Raw genomic sequence first — 20158 nt, forward strand, 5'->3', positions numbered from 1 at the left:
AGGATGTTTCCTGCTGTCAGTTTGGAGCTTTTGCGAAGGCGAGTGGTATAGCTTGGACGATTGCTTTTTTCATGACGGTCGGCAAGGCCTGGTTCTCCAGGCTTTCCACCGGTTCCCACCAGCCATTGTCCACAGCCACCTTGGTCACCTTCGCGCGAAAAATCGAAAGCCGCAGTTCGAAATGGGTGAAGACGTGAATGACCGTACCACAGGCCTGCCAGTCGGCAGACGGGATCGGCGCGTGATCGATCGTCGTGCCGCCATCGAGCCGCGCCGTCCATGCGGTCGTCGGCACTTCCGTCATGCCGCCCAGAAGACCGGTCTCGATGCGCTTTCGAAGCAGCACCTCGCCATCGGGCGTCACCGCCACGAAGGCAGCGCCTTGGCGAACAGGCTTTTCCTTCTTCGCGGCCTTCACCGGAAACCGCTCGGGATCGTCGCTGGCCAACGCCAGACAGTCGTCGCGGAACGGACAGAGCGCGCAGGCGGGACGTTTCGGGGTGCAGATCGTCGCGCCGAGATCCATCATCGCCTGGGCAAAATCGCCCGGCCGGTCTGATGGCGTCAGTTCGACGACCTTGGCCTTCATGGCGGGCTTGGACCCCGGCAGCGGCGCATCGATCGCATAGAGACGCGAGATCACTCGCTCGACATTGCCGTCCATCACAGCCGATTGCCGGTTGAACGCGATCGCGGCAACGGCGGCCGACGTATAGTCGCCGATGCCGGGCAGGGCGCGCAGGCCGTCTTCCGTATCGGGAAACACCCCGCCATGATCGGCTGCAACCGCTTCTGCGCATTTCTTCAGGTTGCGGGCGCGGGCATAGTAGCCAAGCCCCGCCCAGGCCGCCATCACGTCGTCGGAAGGGGCTGCGGCAAGATCGGTCACCTTCGGCCAGCGTTCGAGAAATTTTGCGAAATACGGTTTGACCGCCTGCACCGTCGTCTGCTGCAGCATCACTTCCGACAGCCATATGCGATAGGGGTCGGGCCGGATCCCGGCTTTGGCAGCCGTCGGGCTGATCCGCCAGGGCAGCTCGCGGTGGTGCCGGTCGTACCAGGCGAGAAGCCTTTCCGCATGGGTCGGGCCATCGGCCGAATTCGTCGTCTTGGGAAGCGTCTGGAGCATCGTTTGCCGTTTGCCGCTGGAATGGCCTATAGGTATGCGTCAATGCGCCGGCATCAAGGACGGCACAACCTCAGGCGGCCAGTTATCCAGCGATGAATGCTCCGAAACCTCCGTTCCGCCGCAAAGGCGCGCTGCAGATCTCCGAAGTGGCGAACGGCATCATCGATCCGGTGCTGGCGCGCCGCGCCGGCATATCCACCGCGCTGCTCGGCTCCTGGGATGAGATCGCCGGTGAGGATTTCGCTGATTGTACGCGCCCCGAAAAGATCGCCTGGTCGCGTTATAACGACGGCTATAGCGAGGGTGGCCACCAGCCGGGTGTCCTCACCATCGCCTGCGAAGGGTCCCGCGCACTGTTTCTAGGCCATGCCCAGGGCGAATTGATTTCCCGCATCAACGGCTTTTTCGGCTTTCCGGCGGTGCGCCAGATCCGCATCGTGCAAAAACCGGTGTCGCAGACCTTCAAGCATCCGCGCAAACTGCAGCCCCTCAAAGGCGAAGCGGCGAAACGGCTGGAGGGCATGATGGAGGGGATCGAAAGCGAAGCGCTGAAGAAAGCCGTCGCTAGGCTCGGCACCGCCGTTCTCCAGCAGAAGCGCAAGTAAGGGGATCTGGCCCACCCTCGCCACCCTCATTCCTGTGCTCGTCACAGGAATCCAGCCCCAAGTCCTTGGGCTGAAATAACTCTTTCCAGCGGTGAATATGCTTCGCCAGAATTGCTCTACTGGTCGTAGAGAAAACTCACATCAGCAGCAGCAATCAGCAGAACTATCCCCTCTCACCGCCATTTCGTCACAATTCTTTGAAGGGATTTAACACTCCACCGCTTGTCGGGGCCAAGGCGCCACGATACGGAATATCGAACTTTTTCAAATCTCGAACACGGGTGTTCCATGCAGTTGAACGATAAGACCATCACCAGACGCGCGCTTCTCGGCGGAGTGGCGGTCACGGCGCTTTGCCTGTCGCTGCCGCTCGGCATGTCCGACGCCTTTGCCCAGGCACTTCCGGAATCGCAGGGCGATGTGGATATGGCGGCGGCGCTGAAGCCTGGCACCCTGCCGGAAATGGCGCTCGGCGAAGAAAACGCCAAGGTCACCGTCATCGAATACATGTCGATGACCTGCCCGCATTGCGCACACTTCCACAACACCACGTTCGAGACGATCAAGAAGAACTATATCGATACTGGCAAGGTTCGCTTCATCATCCGCGAATTCCCGTTCGATCCGGTCGCGACCGCGGCCTTCATGCTGGCCCGCTGCAACCCGCAGAACCCGGCCGAACTTGCAACGTCGGCGCAGTATTACCCGATGGTGTCGATGCTGTTCAAGCAGCAGCGCGCCTGGGCAGCCCCTGCCGACAAGGATGTGCGCGGCGCTCTCCTGCAGTCGGTCAAGCTTGCAGGTTACTCACAGCAGAGTTTCGAAGCCTGCTTGACGAACCAGAAGCTTCTCGACGACATTAATACCGTCGTTAAGCGGGGCAACGAGGAATTCGGCGTCAATTCCACACCGACCTTCCTGATCAACGGCAAGAAATACTCCGGAGATATGACGGTTGACTCCATGTCGAAGCTTTTCGACAGCCTTCTGTAAGATCGCCACCCCGGCGGGTAGGGGACCCGTCGGCGGGAGAAAGGGCGCAGCATGAAATTCAACAAGCTGCGCGTCGTTGGCTTCAAGTCCTTCGTCGAGCCGACGGAATTCATCATCGAGCGAGGGCTGACCGGCGTGGTCGGCCCCAATGGCTGCGGCAAGTCCAACCTTGTCGAGGCGCTGCGCTGGGTAATGGGCGAAAACTCCTACAAGAACATGCGCGCGTCCGGCATGGACGACGTGATCTTTTCGGGCTCGGGCAACCGTCCGGCCCGAAACAGCGCCGAAGTCGGCCTCTATCTCGACAATTCCGATCATACGGCACCCGCTGCCTTCAACGATGCCGACGAGATCCAGGTGTCGCGCCGCATCGAGCGCGAAAATGGCTCGCTCTACCGTATCAACGGCAAGGAAGCGCGCGCCAAGGATGTGCAGCTGCTGTTCGCGGATGCATCGACCGGCGCTCGCTCGCCCTCCATGGTTGGGCAGGGGCGGATCGGCGAGCTGATCAATGCCAAGCCCCAGGCCCGTCGCCAGCTTCTGGAAGAAGCGGCCGGCATTTCCGGCCTGCATTCGCGCCGCCATGAGGCCGAACTTCGCCTGCGCGCCGCGGAAACCAATCTGGAGCGGTTGGAAGACGTCGTCGCCCAGCTGGAAAGCCAGATCGAAAGCCTGAAGCGCCAGGCACGCCAGGCTAACCGTTTCCGCATGCTGTCGGCCGATATCCGCGCTCGCGAGGCGATGCTTTTGCATATCCGCTTCGTCCAGGCCCGCGAGGCGGAGGCGGAAGCCGAAACCGCGCTCAACCAGGCCACCAACATCGTCGCCGAAAAGGCGCAAGGGCAGATGGAAGCGGCAAAGGCGCAGGCGATCGCCAGCCTCAGACTGCCGGAATTGCGCGAGGACGAGGCGAAAGCCGGTGCCGCCCTGCAGCGCCTGCAGATCGCCCGCGGCCAGCTGGAAGAAGAAGCCGGCCGCCTGCTGCGGCGTCGCGACGAACTGACGCGAAGACTGTCGCAGCTTGCCGAAGACATAAGCCGCGAGGAACAGCTTGCCGCCGACAATACCGCTTTCCTCGACAAGCTGGATGGCGAAGAAGCCGAGCTGACAGAGACGCTGGCGGAGTCAGGCGCCGAAGCCGAAGACCTGCGTGAGGCCTTCGAGGCAGCTGCAGCAACGCTTGCCGACAGCGAGAAGCTGTTTGCAGCAGTCACCGCCGAACGTGCCGAGGCTGCGGCGGGACGCAACGCGCTGGACCGGCTGATCCGCGATCTCGCCGAACGACGCCAGCGCCTCGACCGGCAGATGGCCGATGCGACTGGCGAACTCGACGCGATCGGACAAAAGCTCTCCGGCCTAGACGACCCTGCTGAGCGGCAGGACGCGGTGGAAGCCGCCGAAATCGCCGTGGAAGACGCGACGATCGCTGCCGAAGAGGTCGAATCGGCACTGGCCCATGCCCGCTCGAACGAACTCATGGCCCGCGGCCCGGTGGAATCTGCCCGCTCGGCGCTGAACGCGCTCGAAACCGAAAAGCGCACGATTTCGCGCATGCTGGCGGCCGGCGCCCTGTCCGGTGGCTTCGTCCCCGTCGCCGAAATGATCCGCGTCGATCGTGGCTATGAGGCAGCGCTCGGCGCAGCCCTCGGCGATGATCTCGAAACACCTGTCGATGCATCCGCCTCCGCCCACTGGTCGATCAATGGCGACGGCGCCGCTGATCCCGGCCTGCCGGAGGGAGCGCTGCCCTTGTCGTCCTATGTCACGGCGCCGCCGGAACTGGCGCGCCGGCTCGGGCAGATCGGCGTGATTTCGCAAGGCGACGCCGAGAGGCTGATGCCGCTGCTGCGCCCTGGCCAGCGCCTCGTGACCCGAGAGGGTGCCGTCTATCGCTGGGATGGCCATATCTCGGGCTCCGAAGCGCCGGGTGCGGCTGCCCTTCGCCTGTCCCAGAAAAACCGTCTGTCGGAGCTGGAAGGCGAGATCGACGAGGCGCGCGATATCCTCTCGGAAACCGAGGATGCGCTGGCAGAAGCTGGCACCGCCATATCGATTGAGGAAAAACGGCTCGCCGAAGCGCGCGACCGCAGCCGTTTTGCCGCCCGCCAGTTGAGCGATGCGCGCGATGCGCTGGCCGCAGCCGAACGGGCAGCCGGCGATCTCACCCGTCGCCGCGATGTGGTTGCTGAAGCGGTCAGCCAGCTGACCGGCCAGATCGAGGATCTCGGTGTGCAGGAGGAAGACGCCCGCATCGAGCTCGAGGATGCACCGGATCTCTCCGCCATCGATGCCAAGCTGTTGAACCAGCAAAGCGTCGTCGCCACCGATCGGGGTCGTCTCGCCGAAGCGCGCGCGGCCTTTGAGGGCCAGAGCCGCGAGATCGAGGCGCGCAAGCGCCGCATCGCCGCCATCGCCCAGGAACGCGCCACCTGGGTCTCCCGCATGACCAGCGCCGCCGATCATATCGGCAGCCTGCGCCAGCGCGAGGACGAGGCGCGCGACGAGATCGCCGATCTCGAAGCCGCCCCTGAAGAATTCGACGAGCGCCGCCGGGCACTGATCAACGAATTGCAAAAGGCCGAAACCGCCCGCAAGGCCGCTTCCGATCGGCTGGTCGAGGCGGAAACCCGCCAGCGCGAGACCGACCGTATCGCCGCCACGGCCTTGTCCGAACTTGCCGAAGCCCGCGAAAAGCGCGGCCGTGCCGAAGAGCGTCTGGTATCGGCCGCCGAAAAGCGCCACGAGGGCGAGCTGCGCATCCGCGAGGCATTGAACGTGGAGCCGCATGACGTGATGCGCATTGCCGGCATCGCGCCCGGCGCCACGCTGCCTGACATCCGCGATATCGAGCGCGAGGTCGACCGGCTCAAGATGGAGCGCGAGCGGCTTGGTGCCGTCAACCTGCGCGCCGAGGAAGAGCAGAAGGAGCTTTCCGACAAGCTCAGCGCTCTGATCCACGAGCGCGACGACATCATCGACGCCATCCGCAAACTGCGTGGCGCGATCCAGAGCCTCAATCGCGAAGGACGCGAGCGCATGCTGGCCGCCTTCGATGTGGTCAACAAGCAGTTCCAGCGGCTGTTCACGCATCTCTTCAATGGCGGCACGGCAGAGCTGCAGCTGATCGAGAGCGACGATCCGCTCGAAGCCGGCCTCGAAATCCTCGCCCGCCCGCCGGGCAAGAAGCCGCAGACGATGACGCTTCTGTCAGGTGGCGAGCAGGCACTGACGGCGATGGCGCTGATCTTCGCCGTCTTCCTTACCAACCCCGCACCGATCTGCGTGCTGGACGAAGTGGATGCACCGCTCGACGACCACAATGTCGAGCGCTACTGCAACCTGATGGACGAGATGGCGGCGTCGACCGAGACGCGGTTTATCATCATCACCCACAACCCCATCACCATGGCCCGCATGAACCGTCTGTTCGGTGTGACCATGGCGGAGCAGGGTGTATCGCAGCTGGTCTCGGTCGATCTGCAGACGGCGGAACTGCTGCGCGAAGCCAGCTGAGCCAGCGCTTTCCCGGTCAACCGGTCGCGGCCTCCGTATTTCTACCTACGTCAATTTACTCATATGGGACATCATCGTCTCGGCGTAGTGTAATTTAACTAAAATCATATTGACGTGTGGTGCCTCGATGCCGCAAGTTCAGCATCGAAGTACCGCCGATATAGAGACCCCCCGCACGGGTTTTCCTGTCCTGTGCGGAAGGCTTTGCGGGGCCGATGTGATCCGGCCCCGCAAAGCGTTTTCATCTCTTTCCGACATCCGCGCGCAGGCGTCCTTACAGCCCCGTCAGCCGCACATTCGTCCCCCAGGGGTCGAGAATGTCGATATGATCGACAGCCCTCGTGAAGCTGACCGACGCCTGTTTCAGCTTGTCCTTCAGCGCAAGCAGGTCGCTCTTTTCCGCAAATTCCAGCGAGAACCAGTCGAGCCCGGTTTGCGTCTCTTCCCGCATTCCCGCACCGGCGCTCTGCCAGGTGTTGAAGGCGAGGTGGTGATGGTAATGGCCGGACGAGAAGAAGCCCGAGTCGTCCCGGTTGCCGCGTGTCGATGACAGGCCGATCAGATCGCCATAGAAGGCCCGCGCCTTGTCGATCTCGCCGACCCGCAGATGGATATGACCGATCCTGAGGTTGGCGGGCGCTTTTGTGTAGGTGTCGCGGTTGATGTCGGTATTGGCGACGATATCGTCCACGTCGAGCGCCTCGGTGCCCATCGCCACCACATTGCCGTTCCATGTCCACATTTCGTGCGGCCGATCCCAATAGACCTCGACGCCGTTTCCTTCGGGATCGGTCAGATACACCGCCTCGCTGACGCTGTGATCGGCAAATCCTGTGATCGGAAATTGCCGCTGCGCCACATGCACCAGCCAGCGGGCGAGATCGCCGCGGTCCGGCATCAGGTAGGCGATGTGAAACAGACCGGCAGACCCCGGCGTCTCGAAGGCGGCCTCTGCCGAACGGACGAGATGCAGAAGCGGCGATCCCCCCGCACCCAGCACGACGCGATCGCCGGAAACATCATCCTGCTCGATGATCTCGAGCCCGAGCATGCCCTGGTAGTACGCGGTCATGGATTTGAGGTCCCGCACCCGAAGCGCCGCCTGATCCACATGGACAGGCGTCGTCACGGCAAAGGGCAGGGCAGGTGCAGCCACCGCCGCGCTCGTTCCTTCCGCCAGCAGCGCGCCGTTAAGGGCGGCCGTCGCAGACACGACACCCGCCAGTTTCAAAGCATTCCGTCTCGTGATGGTCATCGAAGGCCCTGCAGGTTCCGGCGGCGTTATAGAGACGCGCTAGAACATCCGCACGTCACTTTCCTGTCAGGCATGACAACTCACCGATTTTGCTGCGGTGCAACATAATCCTGACGCATAATTCCCAAACGATCATAAACGCTGTAAATGCTAGAGAAGACTGGGTGGAGATGCGAAATGGCGAAATGGGTCTATCGCTTCGGCGATGGCAAGGCGGAAGGAGGCTCTCGTGACAGCATCCGTCTTGGAGGCAAGGGCGCAAACCTCGCGGAAATGGCAAGCCTCGGCCTGCCGGTGCCGCCCGGACTGACGATCGTCTGCGATGCCTGTACCCATTATTTCGAAAACGCCCGCATGCTGCCCGACGGTCTGAAGGCCGAAGTCCTCGATGGCATCGCCGCCATGGAAGCAATCACCGGCCGCCGTTTCGGCGCAGGCGTGCAGCCGCTGCTTCTTTCCGTCCGCTCCGGCGCCAGGGCCTCCATGCCCGGCATGATGGACACCGTCCTCAATCTCGGCCTCAACGACCAGACAGTGCAGGCGCTCGCTGAAGATTCCGGCGATGCCCGCTTCGCCTGGGACAGTTACCGCCGCTTCATCCAGATGTATGCCGATGTGGTGATGGGCCTCGACCACGAGATCTTCGAGGAGATCCTCGAAGACGAGAAGGCGCGGCTGGGCCACGAATACGATACCGAACTTTGCGCCGCCGACTGGCAGCACCTCGTCTCGCTCTACAAGCAGCTGATCGGGGAGGAACTGGAAACGGGTTTCCCGCAGGATCCGCACGAGCAACTCTGGAAAGCGATCGCCGCCGTGTTCGCGAGCTGGATGAACCCGCGCGCGCAAACCTTCCGCATGCTGCACCGGATCCCCGAGGAATGGGGAACCGCGGTCAATGTCCAGGCCATGGTGTTCGGCAACCTCGGCTCGACATCGGCCACAGGCGTTGCCTTCACCCGCAATCCGTCGACCGGTGAGAAAGCCTTGTACGGCGAGTTCCTCGTCAATGCGCAGGGCGAGGATGTGGTCGCCGGCATCCGCACACCGCAATCGATCACCGAGGAAGGCAGGCTCGCCTCCGGTTCCGACAAGCCCTCGATGGAAAAGCTGATGCCGCAGGCATTCGCCGAGTTCCGCACGATCTGCGACCGGCTCGAAGCCCATTACTGCGACATGCAGGATGTGGAATTCACCATCGAGCGCGGCAAATTGTGGATGCTGCAGACACGCAACGCCAAGCGCACCACCCGTGCCGCCATGAAAGTCGCCGTCGACATGGTCGAGGAAGGCGTCATCACCGAAAGCCAGGCCGTCTGCCGCATCGATCCGCCCTCGCTCGACCAGCTGCTGCACCCGACCATCGATCCGCGCGTCGAACGCCACGTGATCGGCTCCGGCCTGCCTGCATCGCCGGGCGCTGCTATCGGCGAGATCGTGTTTACAGCCGAGGAGGCCGTCGAGGCTGACAAGGAAGGCCGCAAGGTCATCCTCGTGCGCATCGAGACCAGCCCGGAAGACATCCACGGCATGAACGCCGCCGAAGCGATCCTGACCACCCGCGGCGGCATGACCAGCCATGCGGCCGTCGTTGCCCGCGGCATGGGCATTCCATGCGTCGTCGGTGCCGGCTCCATGCGCGTCGACCTGCGCAACGAGGTTCTTCTTGCCGCAAACGGCGTCAGCCTTAGGCGCGGCGAAATCATTACCATTGACGGCTCCTCCGGCCAGGTGCTGAAGGGTTCCGTGCCGATGACCCAGCCCGCGCTGTCTGGCGATTTCGGCAAGCTGATGGCCTGGGCCGACAAGACCCGCCGCATGACCGTGCGCACCAATGCCGATACGCCGCAGGACGCCCGCGCCGCCCGCTCGTTTGGGGCGGAAGGCATCGGGCTCTGCCGCACCGAGCACATGTTCTTCGAAGGCGACCGCATCCACATCATGCGCGAGATGATTCTGGCAGAAACCGAGAAGGCCCGACGCGCAGCGCTTAGCAAGCTTCTGCCGATGCAGCGGTCGGATTTCACCGAACTGTTCGAAATCATGCACGGCCTGCCCGTAACCATCCGCCTGCTCGATCCGCCGCTGCATGAATTCCTGCCCAAGACCGAGGCCGAGATCGACGACGTTGCCCGCGCCATGGGCATGCCGCCGGCTTTCCTCGCAAGACGCATCGATGCCCTGCACGAGTTCAACCCGATGCTCGGCCATCGCGGCTGCCGGCTTGCGATCTCCTATCCGGAAATCGCCGAAATGCAGGCACGCGCAATCTTCGAGGCGGCTGTAGAGGCCGGAAAGACCACCGGAGAGCCGGTCGAACTCGAAATCCTCGTGCCGCTGGTCAGCCTGCGCAAGGAACTGGATTACGTGAAGGGCGTCATCGATGCGGTGGCGAAAGATGTCGCCCGCGAAACCGGCGTGCCGATCGCCTATCTGGCGGGCACGATGATCGAATTGCCGCGCGCCGCCCTGCGCGCCCATGTGATCGCCGAAACCGCGCAGTTCTTCTCCTTCGGCACCAACGACCTCACCCAGACCACCTTCGGCATGTCGCGCGACGACGCGGCGGCCTTCATTCCCACCTATCAGCGCAAGGGCATTATCGAGCACGACCCCTTCATCTCGCTCGATTTCGACGGCGTCGGCGAACTGATCCAGCTTGCAGCAGAGCGCGGCCGCAAGACGAGGGCAGACCTGAAACTCGGCATTTGCGGGGAACACGGCGGCGACCCGGCCTCGATCCGCTTCTGCGAAAACGCCGATCTCGACTACGTCTCCTGCTCCCCCTTCCGCGTGCCCATCGCAAGGTTGGCTGCCGCCCAGGCAGCGATCGAGCGGACGAAGGGCTGACTGATCAGTGCCGGTGAATATAAACCGGCCGCGTCACCACGATCGGCGGGCGTCCCATCATCGCATCGCTTTCTGCCCGCCATGCGCGTCGCTCGGCGCGGCGGTCGAGCTCGAGGTCGAGCAGGCAGCGCGCCATGGCATCGGTCCCGGGACGGAACCCAAAGCGCGCGCAGGTCTGCTGATCCGCCGCCCGCCGCTCCTCCGGTGTGATTGTCTGGCAGGAAGTCAGTGCCGTTCCGATGACGGCCAGTGTGGCGAGAAGGGCAAGACGCATGACGGGCTCCAGATGATGGCTGCGGCACCCAGATGTCGCTTTCGCGGATCCCAACTCGGCACCAAACCTATAACGACGCAATGCTCCAGACATGTCAAAGCCTGTCACCAGTGGAGGTTGGATTGGTCCGGCACTCGTGTGACCGAATGAAGAAGGTAGGCATTGTTGCATGGGCGATCATCGCCGCCCTGTTTGCGTTCTATATGATAACCAGCGTTCCATTTCCTTTTGTGCAGGCTTGGTGGCACGCTGCAGATGACGATCCGCACGACCGCTTTTCCAAACGCCACCGCATGGCCGACTGGCTCGTGATGACAGGCGCATTGGAAGGCTTGAGCCGTGGCGAGGTCCTGGCGAAACTCGGACAGCCACCACCCACAGCCAAGTTCACGGACTATGATCTCGTCTATCACCTCGGCGATGAACGCGGCTTCTTGTCCATAGACTCCGAATGGCTCGTGATGCGCCTGTCTCAATCTGGGAACGTGACGGAAAGCCAGGTGATCCGCGACTAATAATCTGCAAGGATTCCATTCCCCGCCGCGCTGTTCTACAGATGGAACGAGACTTTGCATGGAGCCGCTTTCACACAATGACCGTCCGCTTTGTCCGGCCCGTTTCCCGCGCCGCCTATTTCGGGCGCAGGCTCGGCTTCTGCGCTTTTCTTCTATTCGTGGTTTCAGCCGTCGCGCATCGGTTCGGGCCGCTGAACGAGCCGGATTTCGTGGCACTTGTTCTGTGTTCCGCAGCCATAGCGGCTGCCTCGGTACCGCTGTCGCTGCTGGGTCTCGCGCGGCTCTGGAGTGTCGGTGCAAGAGGAGGCGTTGCTGCTGCCCACGGGCTGGTGTTTGCAGCCGTCCCGCTTGCCGTCGTGGTGATGGGAACCGTGTCCTATCTCACGCTGCCGCCGCTTTACGACATCTCCACCGATATCGCCGATCCGCCTGCCTTCGTCTTCGAACCGACAGCCGACCAGCGCTTCCTGCCGCAGCGCCCGCCGATGGTCACGCCCACTGAGCGCCGCGCGCAGTTTGCCGCCTATCCGCGCCTCACCGGACGACGTTACGAAGGGGCCGTCGACCGCGTCTACGAAGGCGTCCAGAAGGCGCTACGGTCCGCCCGGATCGGCATCGTCAAGACAGAGGGGCTGGAGCTGGTGGAGCCCGACATCCTCACCCGTGCAGCGCCCCGCGACGAGCAGGCGCCGGTGCCGGATGTGGCGCCGGTGCCGCTGCGCCGGCCTGAACTCACGCTCGAGCCGACGATCGGCACCGCCGGCGATGTGCTGCTTCAGGGCGAGACCCGCACGCTGGTGCTCGGCCTGCGCTTCGATATCGTGATCCGGTTGCGTGAAGATGCCGAGACGACCTCCGTCGATCTGCGCGTCGTCTCGCGCTTCGGCCCGCATGATCTCGGCCTCGGGGCTGAGATTGCCCAGGATTTTCTCGACCGTCTCGATACCGAACTGCTCGGCATCACCGGCGGCTGAGCGTTTTCAGGCGAGCGTATAGACGCCGGAAAGCGAAGGCGGCCCGTCGGTTTCCACCTGTCCCTTGCCGATCAGGTCTTCCAGGTGCGCCAGCACCGAAAGGGCGGCCGCACCATGCAGACGCGGATCCGTGCGCGCATAGATCGCCGTCACCATATCCGGGATCAACCGGTCGCCGGCGCGGATCCGCTCCAGCACCGCACGCTCGCGCATCCGTCGGTGCGTCCGCAGGCCGCGCAGAAAAGAGGCGGGCTCCGTCACCGGTCCGCCGTGTCCTGGAAAGAAGATCCGGTCTTCGTCCCCGCGCGCCAGAAGCTTTTCGACCGACGCCATGAAGTCCGCCATGGATCCGTCCGGCGGCGCAACGATCGTCGTCGCCCAGGCCATCACGTGGTCGGCAGAAAACAAGATGCCGGAATTTTCCAGCGCGAAGGCGCAGTGGTTGGCGGTATGGCCGGGCGTATGGAGGACGGTCAGCGCCCACCCGTCGCCCTCGATCCTCTCACCATCACCGGCCGCGATATCGGGCACGAAATCGGTATCAGCGCTTTCAGCGAGCGGATTGATCTCGCCCGCGTGCAGGGAACGGGACGCCCGGTGCGGCCCCTGCGCCACCGTCAACGCCCCGGTCGCCGCCTTCAGCCGTCGTGCCAGCGGCGAGTGGTCGCGATGCGTATGGCTGACAAAGATATGGCTGACATGCCGCCCCTCAAGCGCCGCCATCAAGGCTTCAAAATGCGCCTCGTCCTCCGGCCCCGGATCAATCACGGCCACCGACGATGTCCCGACGATATAGCTGTTGGTGCCATGAAAGGTAAACGGCGAGGGATTGTTCACCGTCAACCGCTGCACCCCTGCCGCGATCGTCACGGGCACGCCATAGGAGGGCGAAAAGGTCAGATCGAAATCAAGGTCTTCCGGCATGCTCAAAAACTGTCCTGCCGCCAAGGGCGCTTGTTGTCATCTCCCCGAGGTTTAGCACCCGATCAACGCCCGTAAACCCGAAACCCCGCGTTTATTCGTGACAATCCCGAATTTTGCCGTTGAGAGGGCGGCAAAGCTTTGCTAGAGCAAGGCCACTTCCGGTCCGGGCCAGCAATGATTTGCCCCCGACCTGTTGGGGCGTCGCCAAGCGGTAAGGCTCCGGTTTTTGGTACCGGCATCCCAGGTTCGAATCCTGGCGCCCCAGCCATGCATCACGTTTCGTGCAAACCCTCCAACAAAAGACCGAGAAGCGCCTGGCCGCGTATGGTCCTCAGATCCTGTGGTCTGCCGCGTTTTCCATAACTGACGACGTAGTTTATTTTAGACGAATGTAATTCTTTTGAAACCCTTGAGAGTTGCATATGCGAACAGGAAGAAATTGGTTCTTGTGTCGCATTAATGAGTTCATTCAATACAATCTCTCAAAGCCTTATCGATGTTTGGCTGCGGTCGGGCGAGATGGCAGACCCGGAAAGCGTGTATTCTAGCTTCGTCTCCAGCCTCTCCATCAAGATGGCGCTGTCCGTTGTCGCAACGGGAGACGAAGACCCGTATGACTGGCGGTTTCGGCGGGTGAGGGACTTCGGGTTCAAGAGCCATTTGCTTGGTCAATTGAGGCTGCAATTTCCCGATGCCAACCTTCGGGATCTCGATCGAGGCTTCGTCGATGAGGCCATCATCCCAACCTATTCCCGCTGTCTGCAGGTCGGGCGCCCGACGCTTGAGCTTGTCAGAACGAAGGTTCTCGGGGTCAGGATCGGCTACGAGCGACTGCTGCTTCCTCAAAAGTGCGAGGGAAGGCCGAACTGGTGTATCAGTCTGGTCGAAGGGCGGTTCTTTATTCCGCCGTCGAAAGAAGCAAAGACCGACATGACGGATGACAACATCATCCAGCTGCTGATCGAGGGGCAGACGACCAAGGAAATCGCCGAAGACCTTCACCTCTCGCCAAGGACGATCGAGCATCGCATCGACAAGCTGAAGGGTCGGTTCGAAGCCAAGAACCTTGTGCACTTGGTGGCAAAGCTCGTCGCCACGCAGATTGGTCATAGGGAAAGAGAGAACCCCTAGAGCGTTTCCTGGCAAGATTGAAGCATTCTGTTGGCTCGAACGATTGCAGATGGTTGCCCGGTCGGCGCCCGTCGTAGCCACATCCGACGGTCAAGTCGGCCGGGCGCTCAGGCCTCCCGATCCAGCCAACCCGATGGGCCGGGCAGCCTTTCGCCAGGATCAAAGCCGATCGGCTTTGACGTACCCACAGATATGCCCTTCGCCTTGCCTGTCCGAAATCCTGCGCCGGCAGGATGATTTACTCTCGCTGGGAAACGCTCTCGGTTACCGGTTTACAACCCGATTGATGGCAGCTCTTTCCCGGAGAGCCTCAAGCGACAATCCGGTACTTGTCGATGCGACATTGTAGAGGGCAGTGGAGATATTCTTGGTCTGGAAGGCCAGACCATTTTCGCCGAGCCGGTGATTGAAGCCTAGAAAATTGCCATTGCGGTCGAGGAGTACGTGGAGGCCGAAGAACATCTGGTCGAAGTCCTGGCTTCGCGGCTTGTAAAGATCTGTGCCGCCTGCGGACGTGTTGATCTCGCCGTCGAAATTCGCGATGAACATCTGCGTGACGGCGATGGCGTTGGGGCCGTGCTCGGTTACGACTTCCCCGAACTTGCAGGCTCCAAGATGCGGGACAGACTGCAGAATCGACGCACGAATTGCCTTGCGCATCCGGTGCCCTGTCGGAAGCGAAGAGGCGAAGAGGTGATTGGCATCGTCGCCGAGGATCGACAGGTTCTCCTTCGTGACAGCGATGACTTCTGAAAGAACCATGTCTGCGGCGAGCCGTCGAAACTTTTTGGCTGAGGTTGCCATCGGTTCCGGCTCGCCCGCTTCGCCATGAAACCAGCGTGTGTATTTCGCTGATGGGAGCGCAGCATCGCTAGAACTTGAGGCGGACAACGCCGTGCGCGAGATTTTCTTTACGTCGTCACCGAAACGGTCCCCGTACTGGAGCTTGGCTACACTCATGATGCCCTCTCTTCTTGCGTTGATGAAGAAGATATGAGTGCAGCCTTAAGAGGTTGCTCCCAGACGCTCCGTAGTTTCCCCCTCAATTGATGCAGGTCAACTTTCGCTTCGGGGCGCTTGCAGCATTTTGGAAAGGCAGTTCTTCGCGGCAATGGCAATGGCAATGGCAATGGCAATGGCATTCGGTGTGCGGATAAGAATGGGTGCAGTGACACCGTGGTGCGCGGCTGCTGGAAGCGGGAGCGCTCCCACGCCCCGCGATGTTCTCGACTGGCACATAGGCGCAGCGGCCTTGATGTCTTAACCAAATTCCTTAGCCTTGCTTTAACCGCCGAAGCCTAGCGTCTGGAAACGGTTGAGGTGGTTAACTGAGACCGTAAAACCGCACCGATCCTAAATTTGGCGAGGGTAGGTGGCTGTCCACTTGTTGTTCAAGGCGCAGTGTGCTTTCAAGGGGCGTCCTTGCGCGACACCGGCCTTGCGTCGTGTCGGCCATCGACTTCGGAATCTGGAGTAGTTGATTTGTTGCGAATGACTGCAGTCGTGTTCTGCGTGGCTTTGACGGGATGTCAGGCCGTTCCGGGGCAGGGGCCTTTGGCGTCGGCAATCACGACCGAGGGCGGTCAGTCCGCAGCCGAGTTGAATCGTCCGAATGCCGAGGTCTTTGACGTTGTCGACGTGGACAGCCGTTCCGCACGCCTTATCTCCGATTATGTCTCGACCGCGTTGAAGCGTCGATTTGGATTTGGCGGCGGCGGCGGCCGTGCCGTGATCGGCATCGGCGACCAGTTGCGCGTGACGATCTTCGAGGCCGGTGCAGATGGCCTGTTCTCGACACGCGAGTCGAAGCAGACCCCTATCGAGCTGGTCGTCCAGCCGGATGGCAAGGCCGCGATCCCTTATGTCGGCCAGGTGCGGTTCGCAGGCAAGACGCTTGAGGAAGCTCGCCAGTCCATTCTCACGGCGCTCCAGAGCAAGGCAGTCGAGCCGGATGTCATCGTGACAAGCGCAGACACGCCTTCACGCTCTGTGACGGTATCAGGCGCGGTGGCGAAGTCGTCGCAGACCCCGATCGGCCTCAGTGGCGACCATATCACCGATGTCATCGCCAAGGCCGGCGGCGCAACGGCACAGCCCTATGAAACATATGTCACGCTTGTGCGCGGCAAGCGCACTGGCACGGTGCTTCTTAAATCGATCATCGACAATCCGAACGAGAACATTTTCGTCCAGCCGGGCGACCAGATCTTCCTGTCGCATGATTCGCGCACCTTCACGCTTCTGGGCGCGATCAAGGGCAACAGTCGCAAGGAATTCGGCGCGAACGACCTGAACCTTCTTGAAGCAGTTGCGATGGGCGGCGGCGGCGACGACGCGTCGGTCAATGGCAGCGGTTACTTCCTGTTCCGCTACGAGGAACAGGAAGTCGTTCAGAGCCTGCTCGGTCCTGCACGCCTCGATGCCATGTTGCGCAAGGGAATGAAGCTCAACAGAGACGGACGTTACCCGATCGTCTACAGGTTCGACATGAGCAAGCCCGACAGCCTGATCGTCGGCCAGACGTTCCCGGTCAAGAACCGCGACGTCATCTACGCGGCACGCCATTTCTCGGTCGACTTCACGAAGTTCCTGCGCATCATCGGCGCGCCGATCAGCACGGCGTATCAGGGCCAGCGCTTGCTGGAGGACTTGTAGCCCGCAGCCGCCGGAGCCCTCCCAAGGGATTTCGACGGTATCTTCAAGGGCCACTGCGACGGCGGAGCGCTGTTGCTTCATAGAGTTACGCCTAGGGCAGTGCCTGGCCCGTAAAGGGCTGCTGCGAGCCCGTATTCCCCATCACTACCTCTGCCAAACGCCTCCTAAGTTGTGCGCTGCCTGATCGCAGACCGTGCGATCTGCGGCCTGCAGAGAAGCCGGTCGGCAGATGGTTACGATTGAGAGCTCTCCGCGGTGCCATGACGAAAAATGCCGCCTTCCAAGGGAAGACGGCATCGATGATTGGCGTCGCGGCTTCAGCCGTATTTAGGAGATAGGCGAGGCCTAGTTCCTGTCGCGGATGTTGTAATACCCCATCACCACCACGCCCCACAGAAGCAAGCTGCCGATCAGAACCAGGAATGAGTTCAGTACGCGGGACGGATACTGCGCCATTTCCGAGAGGCTTGGACGAATGAAGACGGCCAAGTAGCGCTGCTTCGCGTTTGCATCGAGCCGCGCCTTCTCGAGGCTGGCGAGCGATGACGTGTAGGCACGTTCAGCAAATTCGCTACTGGTCTGCAGTGTCTCATACTTCTGGATACGACCGGCAACATCCGAGCCCGTAGCACTGCGGCCCTGCTTTCCGGCCGCGGTACCGCTACCGAAACGCTGCCGTTCCCGGTTAAGCTGGGATTCGAGGCTGGTGATCTGCGACCGCAGCACTCGGACGCGCGGCGTGTTTTCGCTCAACTGTGTCAATGCTGTGGACAGGTCCGTGCGCAACTGGACGAGTTGCTGTTCAAGCGAGCCGATCAACTGCGCAGCAAGCTTTGCACCTTCGACCGGATCAGCTTCCTGGGACGAATCACGGTAGTCGCGCAGGGCTTCTCTGGCGCCGGCAAGCCTGTTTTCCGCCGTGCTAACTTCCTCCTGCGCCACTTTCAGGACTTCGGTACGGCCGTAAAGGGAAAGCTCGTTCACGAGCTTCTCGCTCTGGGTGATCACGAAATTGGCAATCTGCTGCGAATCCTCGGCCGAGAACGCCTTAACCTGAAGGTTCATGATACCGGATGTATGATCGAGATTGACGCTGATCATATTGCGCCAGTAGTCGAGCTTGTCCTCGATCGGCGCATCCTTCGAAATGCCGTAGAAAAAGTCAGATCCCCGTGGCGCAAAGATCTTGTCTATTCCGAACGCCTCGTCGATGGCCTGCACCATGCGCTCGCTCAGGATGAAGTCGAGCAGAACGTAGGAGTCCGAGATCGTGCTGCCGCTCGATGCCTGTCCGAATATGCCCATCAGGTCGGAAGCTTGGGCCGACTCGATGCTGCGCACAGAAAATGACGATGAACTGTGATATTGGTCTGCCGCGACGAACGCCATGTAGAGCGAGCTCAAGGCCGTAGGGACAGCTACCGCTAGAACAAAGCTGGCGCCGATCACGAAATGTCTTGTTTTCAGCAGGCGCGTCTTGCCGACAGCGGCACTCGTCGAGACCACATCTGAACTCGGCTCGGGTGCAACGACTTCCGGCTCCGGTGGCGGGACAGGGGTAGCAGGAGCTTTGAACGGGCGTTCCAGCAGTCCCTGAAGGAGAACAAGGTTCTTTGGCACCGGTCGCGGCTGGCGCAGCTCGGGTTCGATCCTGTTGTCGGATGCACCGGCGATCTTCTGTTGCGCGTTGTCCAACGTCAATGCCTCTTCATATTGTTTTCGTGCACCGTGATGGCGTCTTCAAGTTTATCATAATACGTCAGCTTGCCGTCTTCCAGCACGATTCCAGTCTCGCAGTAATCACGAAGCGTGCCAGCACTATGGGAAACCATGATAACATCCGAAGCGCTTAAACGCTCCTTGAATGTTTCCTTCGATTTCCGTTTAAAATTCGTATCTCCAACCGCAGTTATCTCGTCGACGAGATAATAATCGAATTTGACGCCCATGCTGACGCCGAACGCGAGGCGGGCTTTCATGCCCGATGAATACGTGCGCACCGGCGCCTGGAAAAAGGAGCCGAGCTCGGCGAATTCTGCGACATAGGCCACCAGTTCTTCCGTATCGACCCCGTAGATCCTCGCAACGAAGCGGACATTCTGTTCGCCGGAGAGATTGCCCTGGAAGCTGCCCGCGAACCCAAGCGGCCACGAAATTTTCCCCTGCCGGGTGACCTTGCCAGAGTCGAGATCCAGCGTCCCGGCGATGATCTGCAGCAGGGTCGATTTTCCGGCGCCGTTGCGGCCGAGCAGTCCCACGCTCTTGCCACGCGGGATCACGATGCTCGCATTGTCTATGATCGTCTTCGAAACGCCCTTCATCCGGACACGTTTCGTGGCCTTGTCCAGCTTTATCATCGTGCTCTCAACACGCCTCTCGAAATGGTGAATATCGCCATGCCTGCGAACAGCAAGACGGTCGTGACGCGGAGGAGATAGTCCAGATCGAAGCCTATCGCCCGATATTCTGGATAGAGTCCGGTCCGAAACAGCATGACAAGATGTGCAATCGGGTTGATCAGAATGGCATCACGCGCCACGGGTGGCAGTGAATCCGGTAGGTAAAAAATCCCTGAGATCAGGAACAGCGGCCGGCTGACGATGCCGAAAATCTTGTCGTACAGTGGAAATCGCTGGAACAGCACATTGTTGGCGAGCGCGAGCCCGAGCGCGATGAGGCTGCCGAGGCTAATCGCTGTCAGGATCGGTGACAACCGGATCGTCGGCGTCGTTTTCAGCTGCATGATCAGCGGTGCAATGATGCAAATCGCAACGACGCAGGTCGTGCAGAACTGCAACGAGAAGCGGGCCGCGATCGTGTCGATCGGAGCAACATTTGGATAGCTCAGCAACGGCCGGTTGGCATTGACGGCGCTGTTCAGATAGCCAGCCATTGCCGAATAAAACTGGAAACAGACAAAGCCGCTGGCAAAGAAAAGCGGAAAACTGGTTCCCAGTGCAGGCTTGTGCGCGATCGCCATGAAGATCAGCGACATGAACGCGATATAGGCGATAGGCTCAAGCAGCGCCCACAGGTATCCGCCCGGGTTCTTTCCGAACCGGGTCGACATCTCTCGGATGACGAGAGCTGTCACGACGCGCAAGTGGGACGTAAAGTAGTACAAACGACCTCGTGATTTGCTCGCGGGTTGAAACTGGACTTGCCACGCCGCCGCAGGGCATGTTCTTGCACCTAAAATATGTCATTTGAAGGGAATACGCCAGTGGTTCGAATCATGCCGATTGAAAGGCGTGCCAGCGATCCCTGTTGACCTAATGACCTCCACCAACCATTCCCGTAGACCTTACCCATCGCACCAAAACCAACACACCCAACGAAG

Annotated in this window: 16 protein-coding genes and 1 tRNA gene; 9 read left to right on the forward strand and 8 right to left on the reverse strand. The window is 61.2% G+C overall.

Annotated features, from left to right (window positions below; translation table 11 throughout):
* Positions 1 to 16: 16 nt before the first annotated feature.
* Positions 17 to 1129 (reverse strand): A/G-specific adenine glycosylase, encoded by a 1113-nt coding sequence (gene mutY, locus BLW69_RS09015; protein ID WP_092661500.1) that lies wholly within the window; start codon positions 1127 to 1129, stop codon positions 17 to 19.
* A 92-nt stretch (positions 1130 to 1221) separates the two neighbouring features.
* Here mutY and BLW69_RS09020 point away from each other — a divergent pair, with 92 nt between their 5' ends.
* From BLW69_RS09020 to BLW69_RS09030, 3 genes are all read left to right on the forward strand, one after another.
* Positions 1222 to 1734, forward strand: a complete 513-nt coding sequence (locus BLW69_RS09020) for a DUF721 domain-containing protein (protein WP_092661502.1) — start codon at positions 1222 to 1224, stop codon at positions 1732 to 1734.
* Between the two features lie 288 nt (positions 1735 to 2022).
* The gene (locus tag BLW69_RS09025) at positions 2023 to 2727 is read left to right on the forward strand and encodes a DsbA family protein (protein ID WP_062453601.1); all 705 of its coding nucleotides are present in this window, start codon (positions 2023 to 2025) and stop codon (positions 2725 to 2727) included.
* A gap of 51 nt (positions 2728 to 2778) precedes the next feature.
* Positions 2779 to 6240, forward strand: coding sequence for a chromosome segregation SMC family protein (locus tag BLW69_RS09030; protein WP_092661504.1), 3462 nt, complete (start codon positions 2779 to 2781; stop codon positions 6238 to 6240).
* A 274-nt stretch (positions 6241 to 6514) separates the two neighbouring features.
* On the opposite strand, the gene BLW69_RS09035 is transcribed toward BLW69_RS09030, so the two are convergent.
* Positions 6515 to 7495, reverse strand: coding sequence for a VOC family protein (locus BLW69_RS09035; protein ID WP_092661506.1), 981 nt, complete (start codon positions 7493 to 7495; stop codon positions 6515 to 6517).
* Positions 7496 to 7672: 177 nt separating this feature from the next.
* Between BLW69_RS09035 and ppdK the strand changes: the two genes are divergently transcribed.
* A complete protein-coding gene (ppdK, locus tag BLW69_RS09040) occupies positions 7673 to 10345 on the forward strand; it encodes a pyruvate, phosphate dikinase (RefSeq protein ID WP_092661508.1) in 2673 nt (890 codons plus the stop codon).
* Between the two features lie 4 nt (positions 10346 to 10349).
* On the opposite strand, the gene BLW69_RS09045 is transcribed toward ppdK, so the two are convergent.
* Complete coding sequence (locus BLW69_RS09045) at positions 10350 to 10619, reverse strand: hypothetical protein (protein ID WP_092661510.1); 270 nt, start codon at positions 10617 to 10619, stop codon at positions 10350 to 10352.
* Between the two features lie 146 nt (positions 10620 to 10765).
* On the opposite strand from BLW69_RS09045, the gene BLW69_RS09050 reads away from it, so the two are divergent.
* Together BLW69_RS09050 and BLW69_RS09055 are read left to right on the forward strand one after the other, a co-directional pair.
* A complete protein-coding gene (locus BLW69_RS09050; RefSeq protein WP_092661512.1) occupies positions 10766 to 11134 on the forward strand; it encodes a hypothetical protein in 369 nt (122 codons plus the stop codon).
* A 77-nt stretch (positions 11135 to 11211) separates the two neighbouring features.
* The gene (locus tag BLW69_RS09055) at positions 11212 to 12108 is read left to right on the forward strand and encodes a DUF1499 domain-containing protein (RefSeq protein ID WP_092661514.1); all 897 of its coding nucleotides are present in this window, start codon (positions 11212 to 11214) and stop codon (positions 12106 to 12108) included.
* A gap of 6 nt (positions 12109 to 12114) precedes the next feature.
* Here the strand turns inward: BLW69_RS09055 and BLW69_RS09060 are convergent, their stop codons facing one another.
* On the reverse strand, positions 12115 to 13032 hold the full coding sequence (locus tag BLW69_RS09060; protein WP_092661516.1) for an MBL fold metallo-hydrolase: 918 nt from the start codon (positions 13030 to 13032) through the stop codon (positions 12115 to 12117).
* A gap of 194 nt (positions 13033 to 13226) precedes the next feature.
* Here BLW69_RS09060 and BLW69_RS09065 point away from each other — a divergent pair.
* Both BLW69_RS09065 and BLW69_RS09070 read left to right on the forward strand, forming a co-directional pair.
* Positions 13227 to 13300, forward strand: a tRNA-Gln gene (locus BLW69_RS09065).
* 251 nt (positions 13301 to 13551) lie between these two features.
* The gene (locus BLW69_RS09070) at positions 13552 to 14163 is read left to right on the forward strand and encodes a helix-turn-helix domain-containing protein (RefSeq protein WP_162759497.1); all 612 of its coding nucleotides are present in this window, start codon (positions 13552 to 13554) and stop codon (positions 14161 to 14163) included.
* A 264-nt stretch (positions 14164 to 14427) separates the two neighbouring features.
* On the opposite strand, the gene BLW69_RS09075 is transcribed toward BLW69_RS09070, so the two are convergent.
* Positions 14428 to 15123: a DUF6656 family protein gene (locus BLW69_RS09075; protein ID WP_113489988.1), complete on the reverse strand. Its 696-nt coding sequence runs from the start codon at positions 15121 to 15123 to the stop codon at positions 14428 to 14430.
* A 522-nt stretch (positions 15124 to 15645) separates the two neighbouring features.
* On the opposite strand from BLW69_RS09075, the gene BLW69_RS09080 reads away from it, so the two are divergent.
* Positions 15646 to 16818: a polysaccharide biosynthesis/export family protein gene (locus BLW69_RS09080; protein ID WP_162759496.1), complete on the forward strand. Its 1173-nt coding sequence runs from the start codon at positions 15646 to 15648 to the stop codon at positions 16816 to 16818.
* A gap of 345 nt (positions 16819 to 17163) precedes the next feature.
* On the opposite strand, the gene BLW69_RS09085 is transcribed toward BLW69_RS09080, so the two are convergent.
* From BLW69_RS09085 to BLW69_RS09095, 3 genes are read right to left on the reverse strand one after another with little or no spacing between them, the layout of a single operon-like run.
* Entirely contained in the window at positions 17164 to 18513 is a 1350-nt protein-coding gene (locus BLW69_RS09085) for a KpsE/RkpR family capsule polysaccharide export protein (protein ID WP_092661522.1), read from the reverse strand.
* Between the two features lie 2 nt (positions 18514 to 18515).
* Positions 18516 to 19175 carry an ABC transporter ATP-binding protein gene (locus tag BLW69_RS09090; protein WP_092661524.1) on the reverse strand — a complete coding sequence of 220 codons (660 nt, stop codon included), beginning with the start codon at positions 19173 to 19175 and terminating at the stop codon, positions 18516 to 18518.
* Positions 19172 to 19942 carry an ABC transporter permease gene (locus tag BLW69_RS09095; protein WP_092661526.1) on the reverse strand — a complete coding sequence of 257 codons (771 nt, stop codon included), beginning with the start codon at positions 19940 to 19942 and terminating at the stop codon, positions 19172 to 19174. Before BLW69_RS09095 ends, BLW69_RS09090 begins: the two co-directional genes overlap by 4 nt.
* Positions 19943 to 20158: the final 216 nt, after the last annotated feature.

The organism is Rhizobium sp. NFR12, from assembly GCF_900108545.1.
Lineage (GTDB): Bacteria > Pseudomonadota > Alphaproteobacteria > Rhizobiales > Rhizobiaceae > Neorhizobium > Neorhizobium soli.

Excerpts from the sequence above, each read along its gene's own strand:
- mutY (WP_092661500.1), bottom strand. The coding sequence starts at position 1,129 with ATGCTCCAGACGCTTCCCAAGACGACGAATTCGGCCGATGGCCCGACC.
- BLW69_RS09020 (WP_092661502.1), top strand. The coding sequence starts at position 1,222 with ATGAATGCTCCGAAACCTCCGTTCCGCCGCAAAGGCGCGCTGCAGATC.
- BLW69_RS09025 (WP_062453601.1), top strand. The coding sequence starts at position 2,023 with ATGCAGTTGAACGATAAGACCATCACCAGACGCGCGCTTCTCGGCGGA.
- BLW69_RS09030 (WP_092661504.1), top strand. The coding sequence starts at position 2,779 with ATGAAATTCAACAAGCTGCGCGTCGTTGGCTTCAAGTCCTTCGTCGAG.
- BLW69_RS09035 (WP_092661506.1), bottom strand. The coding sequence starts at position 7,495 with ATGACCATCACGAGACGGAATGCTTTGAAACTGGCGGGTGTCGTGTCT.
- ppdK (WP_092661508.1), top strand. The coding sequence starts at position 7,673 with ATGGCGAAATGGGTCTATCGCTTCGGCGATGGCAAGGCGGAAGGAGGC.
- BLW69_RS09045 (WP_092661510.1), bottom strand. The coding sequence starts at position 10,619 with ATGCGTCTTGCCCTTCTCGCCACACTGGCCGTCATCGGAACGGCACTG.
- BLW69_RS09050 (WP_092661512.1), top strand. The coding sequence starts at position 10,766 with ATGAAGAAGGTAGGCATTGTTGCATGGGCGATCATCGCCGCCCTGTTT.
- BLW69_RS09055 (WP_092661514.1), top strand. The coding sequence starts at position 11,212 with ATGACCGTCCGCTTTGTCCGGCCCGTTTCCCGCGCCGCCTATTTCGGG.
- BLW69_RS09060 (WP_092661516.1), bottom strand. The coding sequence starts at position 13,032 with ATGCCGGAAGACCTTGATTTCGATCTGACCTTTTCGCCCTCCTATGGC.
- BLW69_RS09070 (WP_162759497.1), top strand. The coding sequence starts at position 13,552 with ATGGCAGACCCGGAAAGCGTGTATTCTAGCTTCGTCTCCAGCCTCTCC.
- BLW69_RS09075 (WP_113489988.1), bottom strand. The coding sequence starts at position 15,123 with ATGAGTGTAGCCAAGCTCCAGTACGGGGACCGTTTCGGTGACGACGTA.
- BLW69_RS09090 (WP_092661524.1), bottom strand. The coding sequence starts at position 19,175 with ATGATAAAGCTGGACAAGGCCACGAAACGTGTCCGGATGAAGGGCGTT.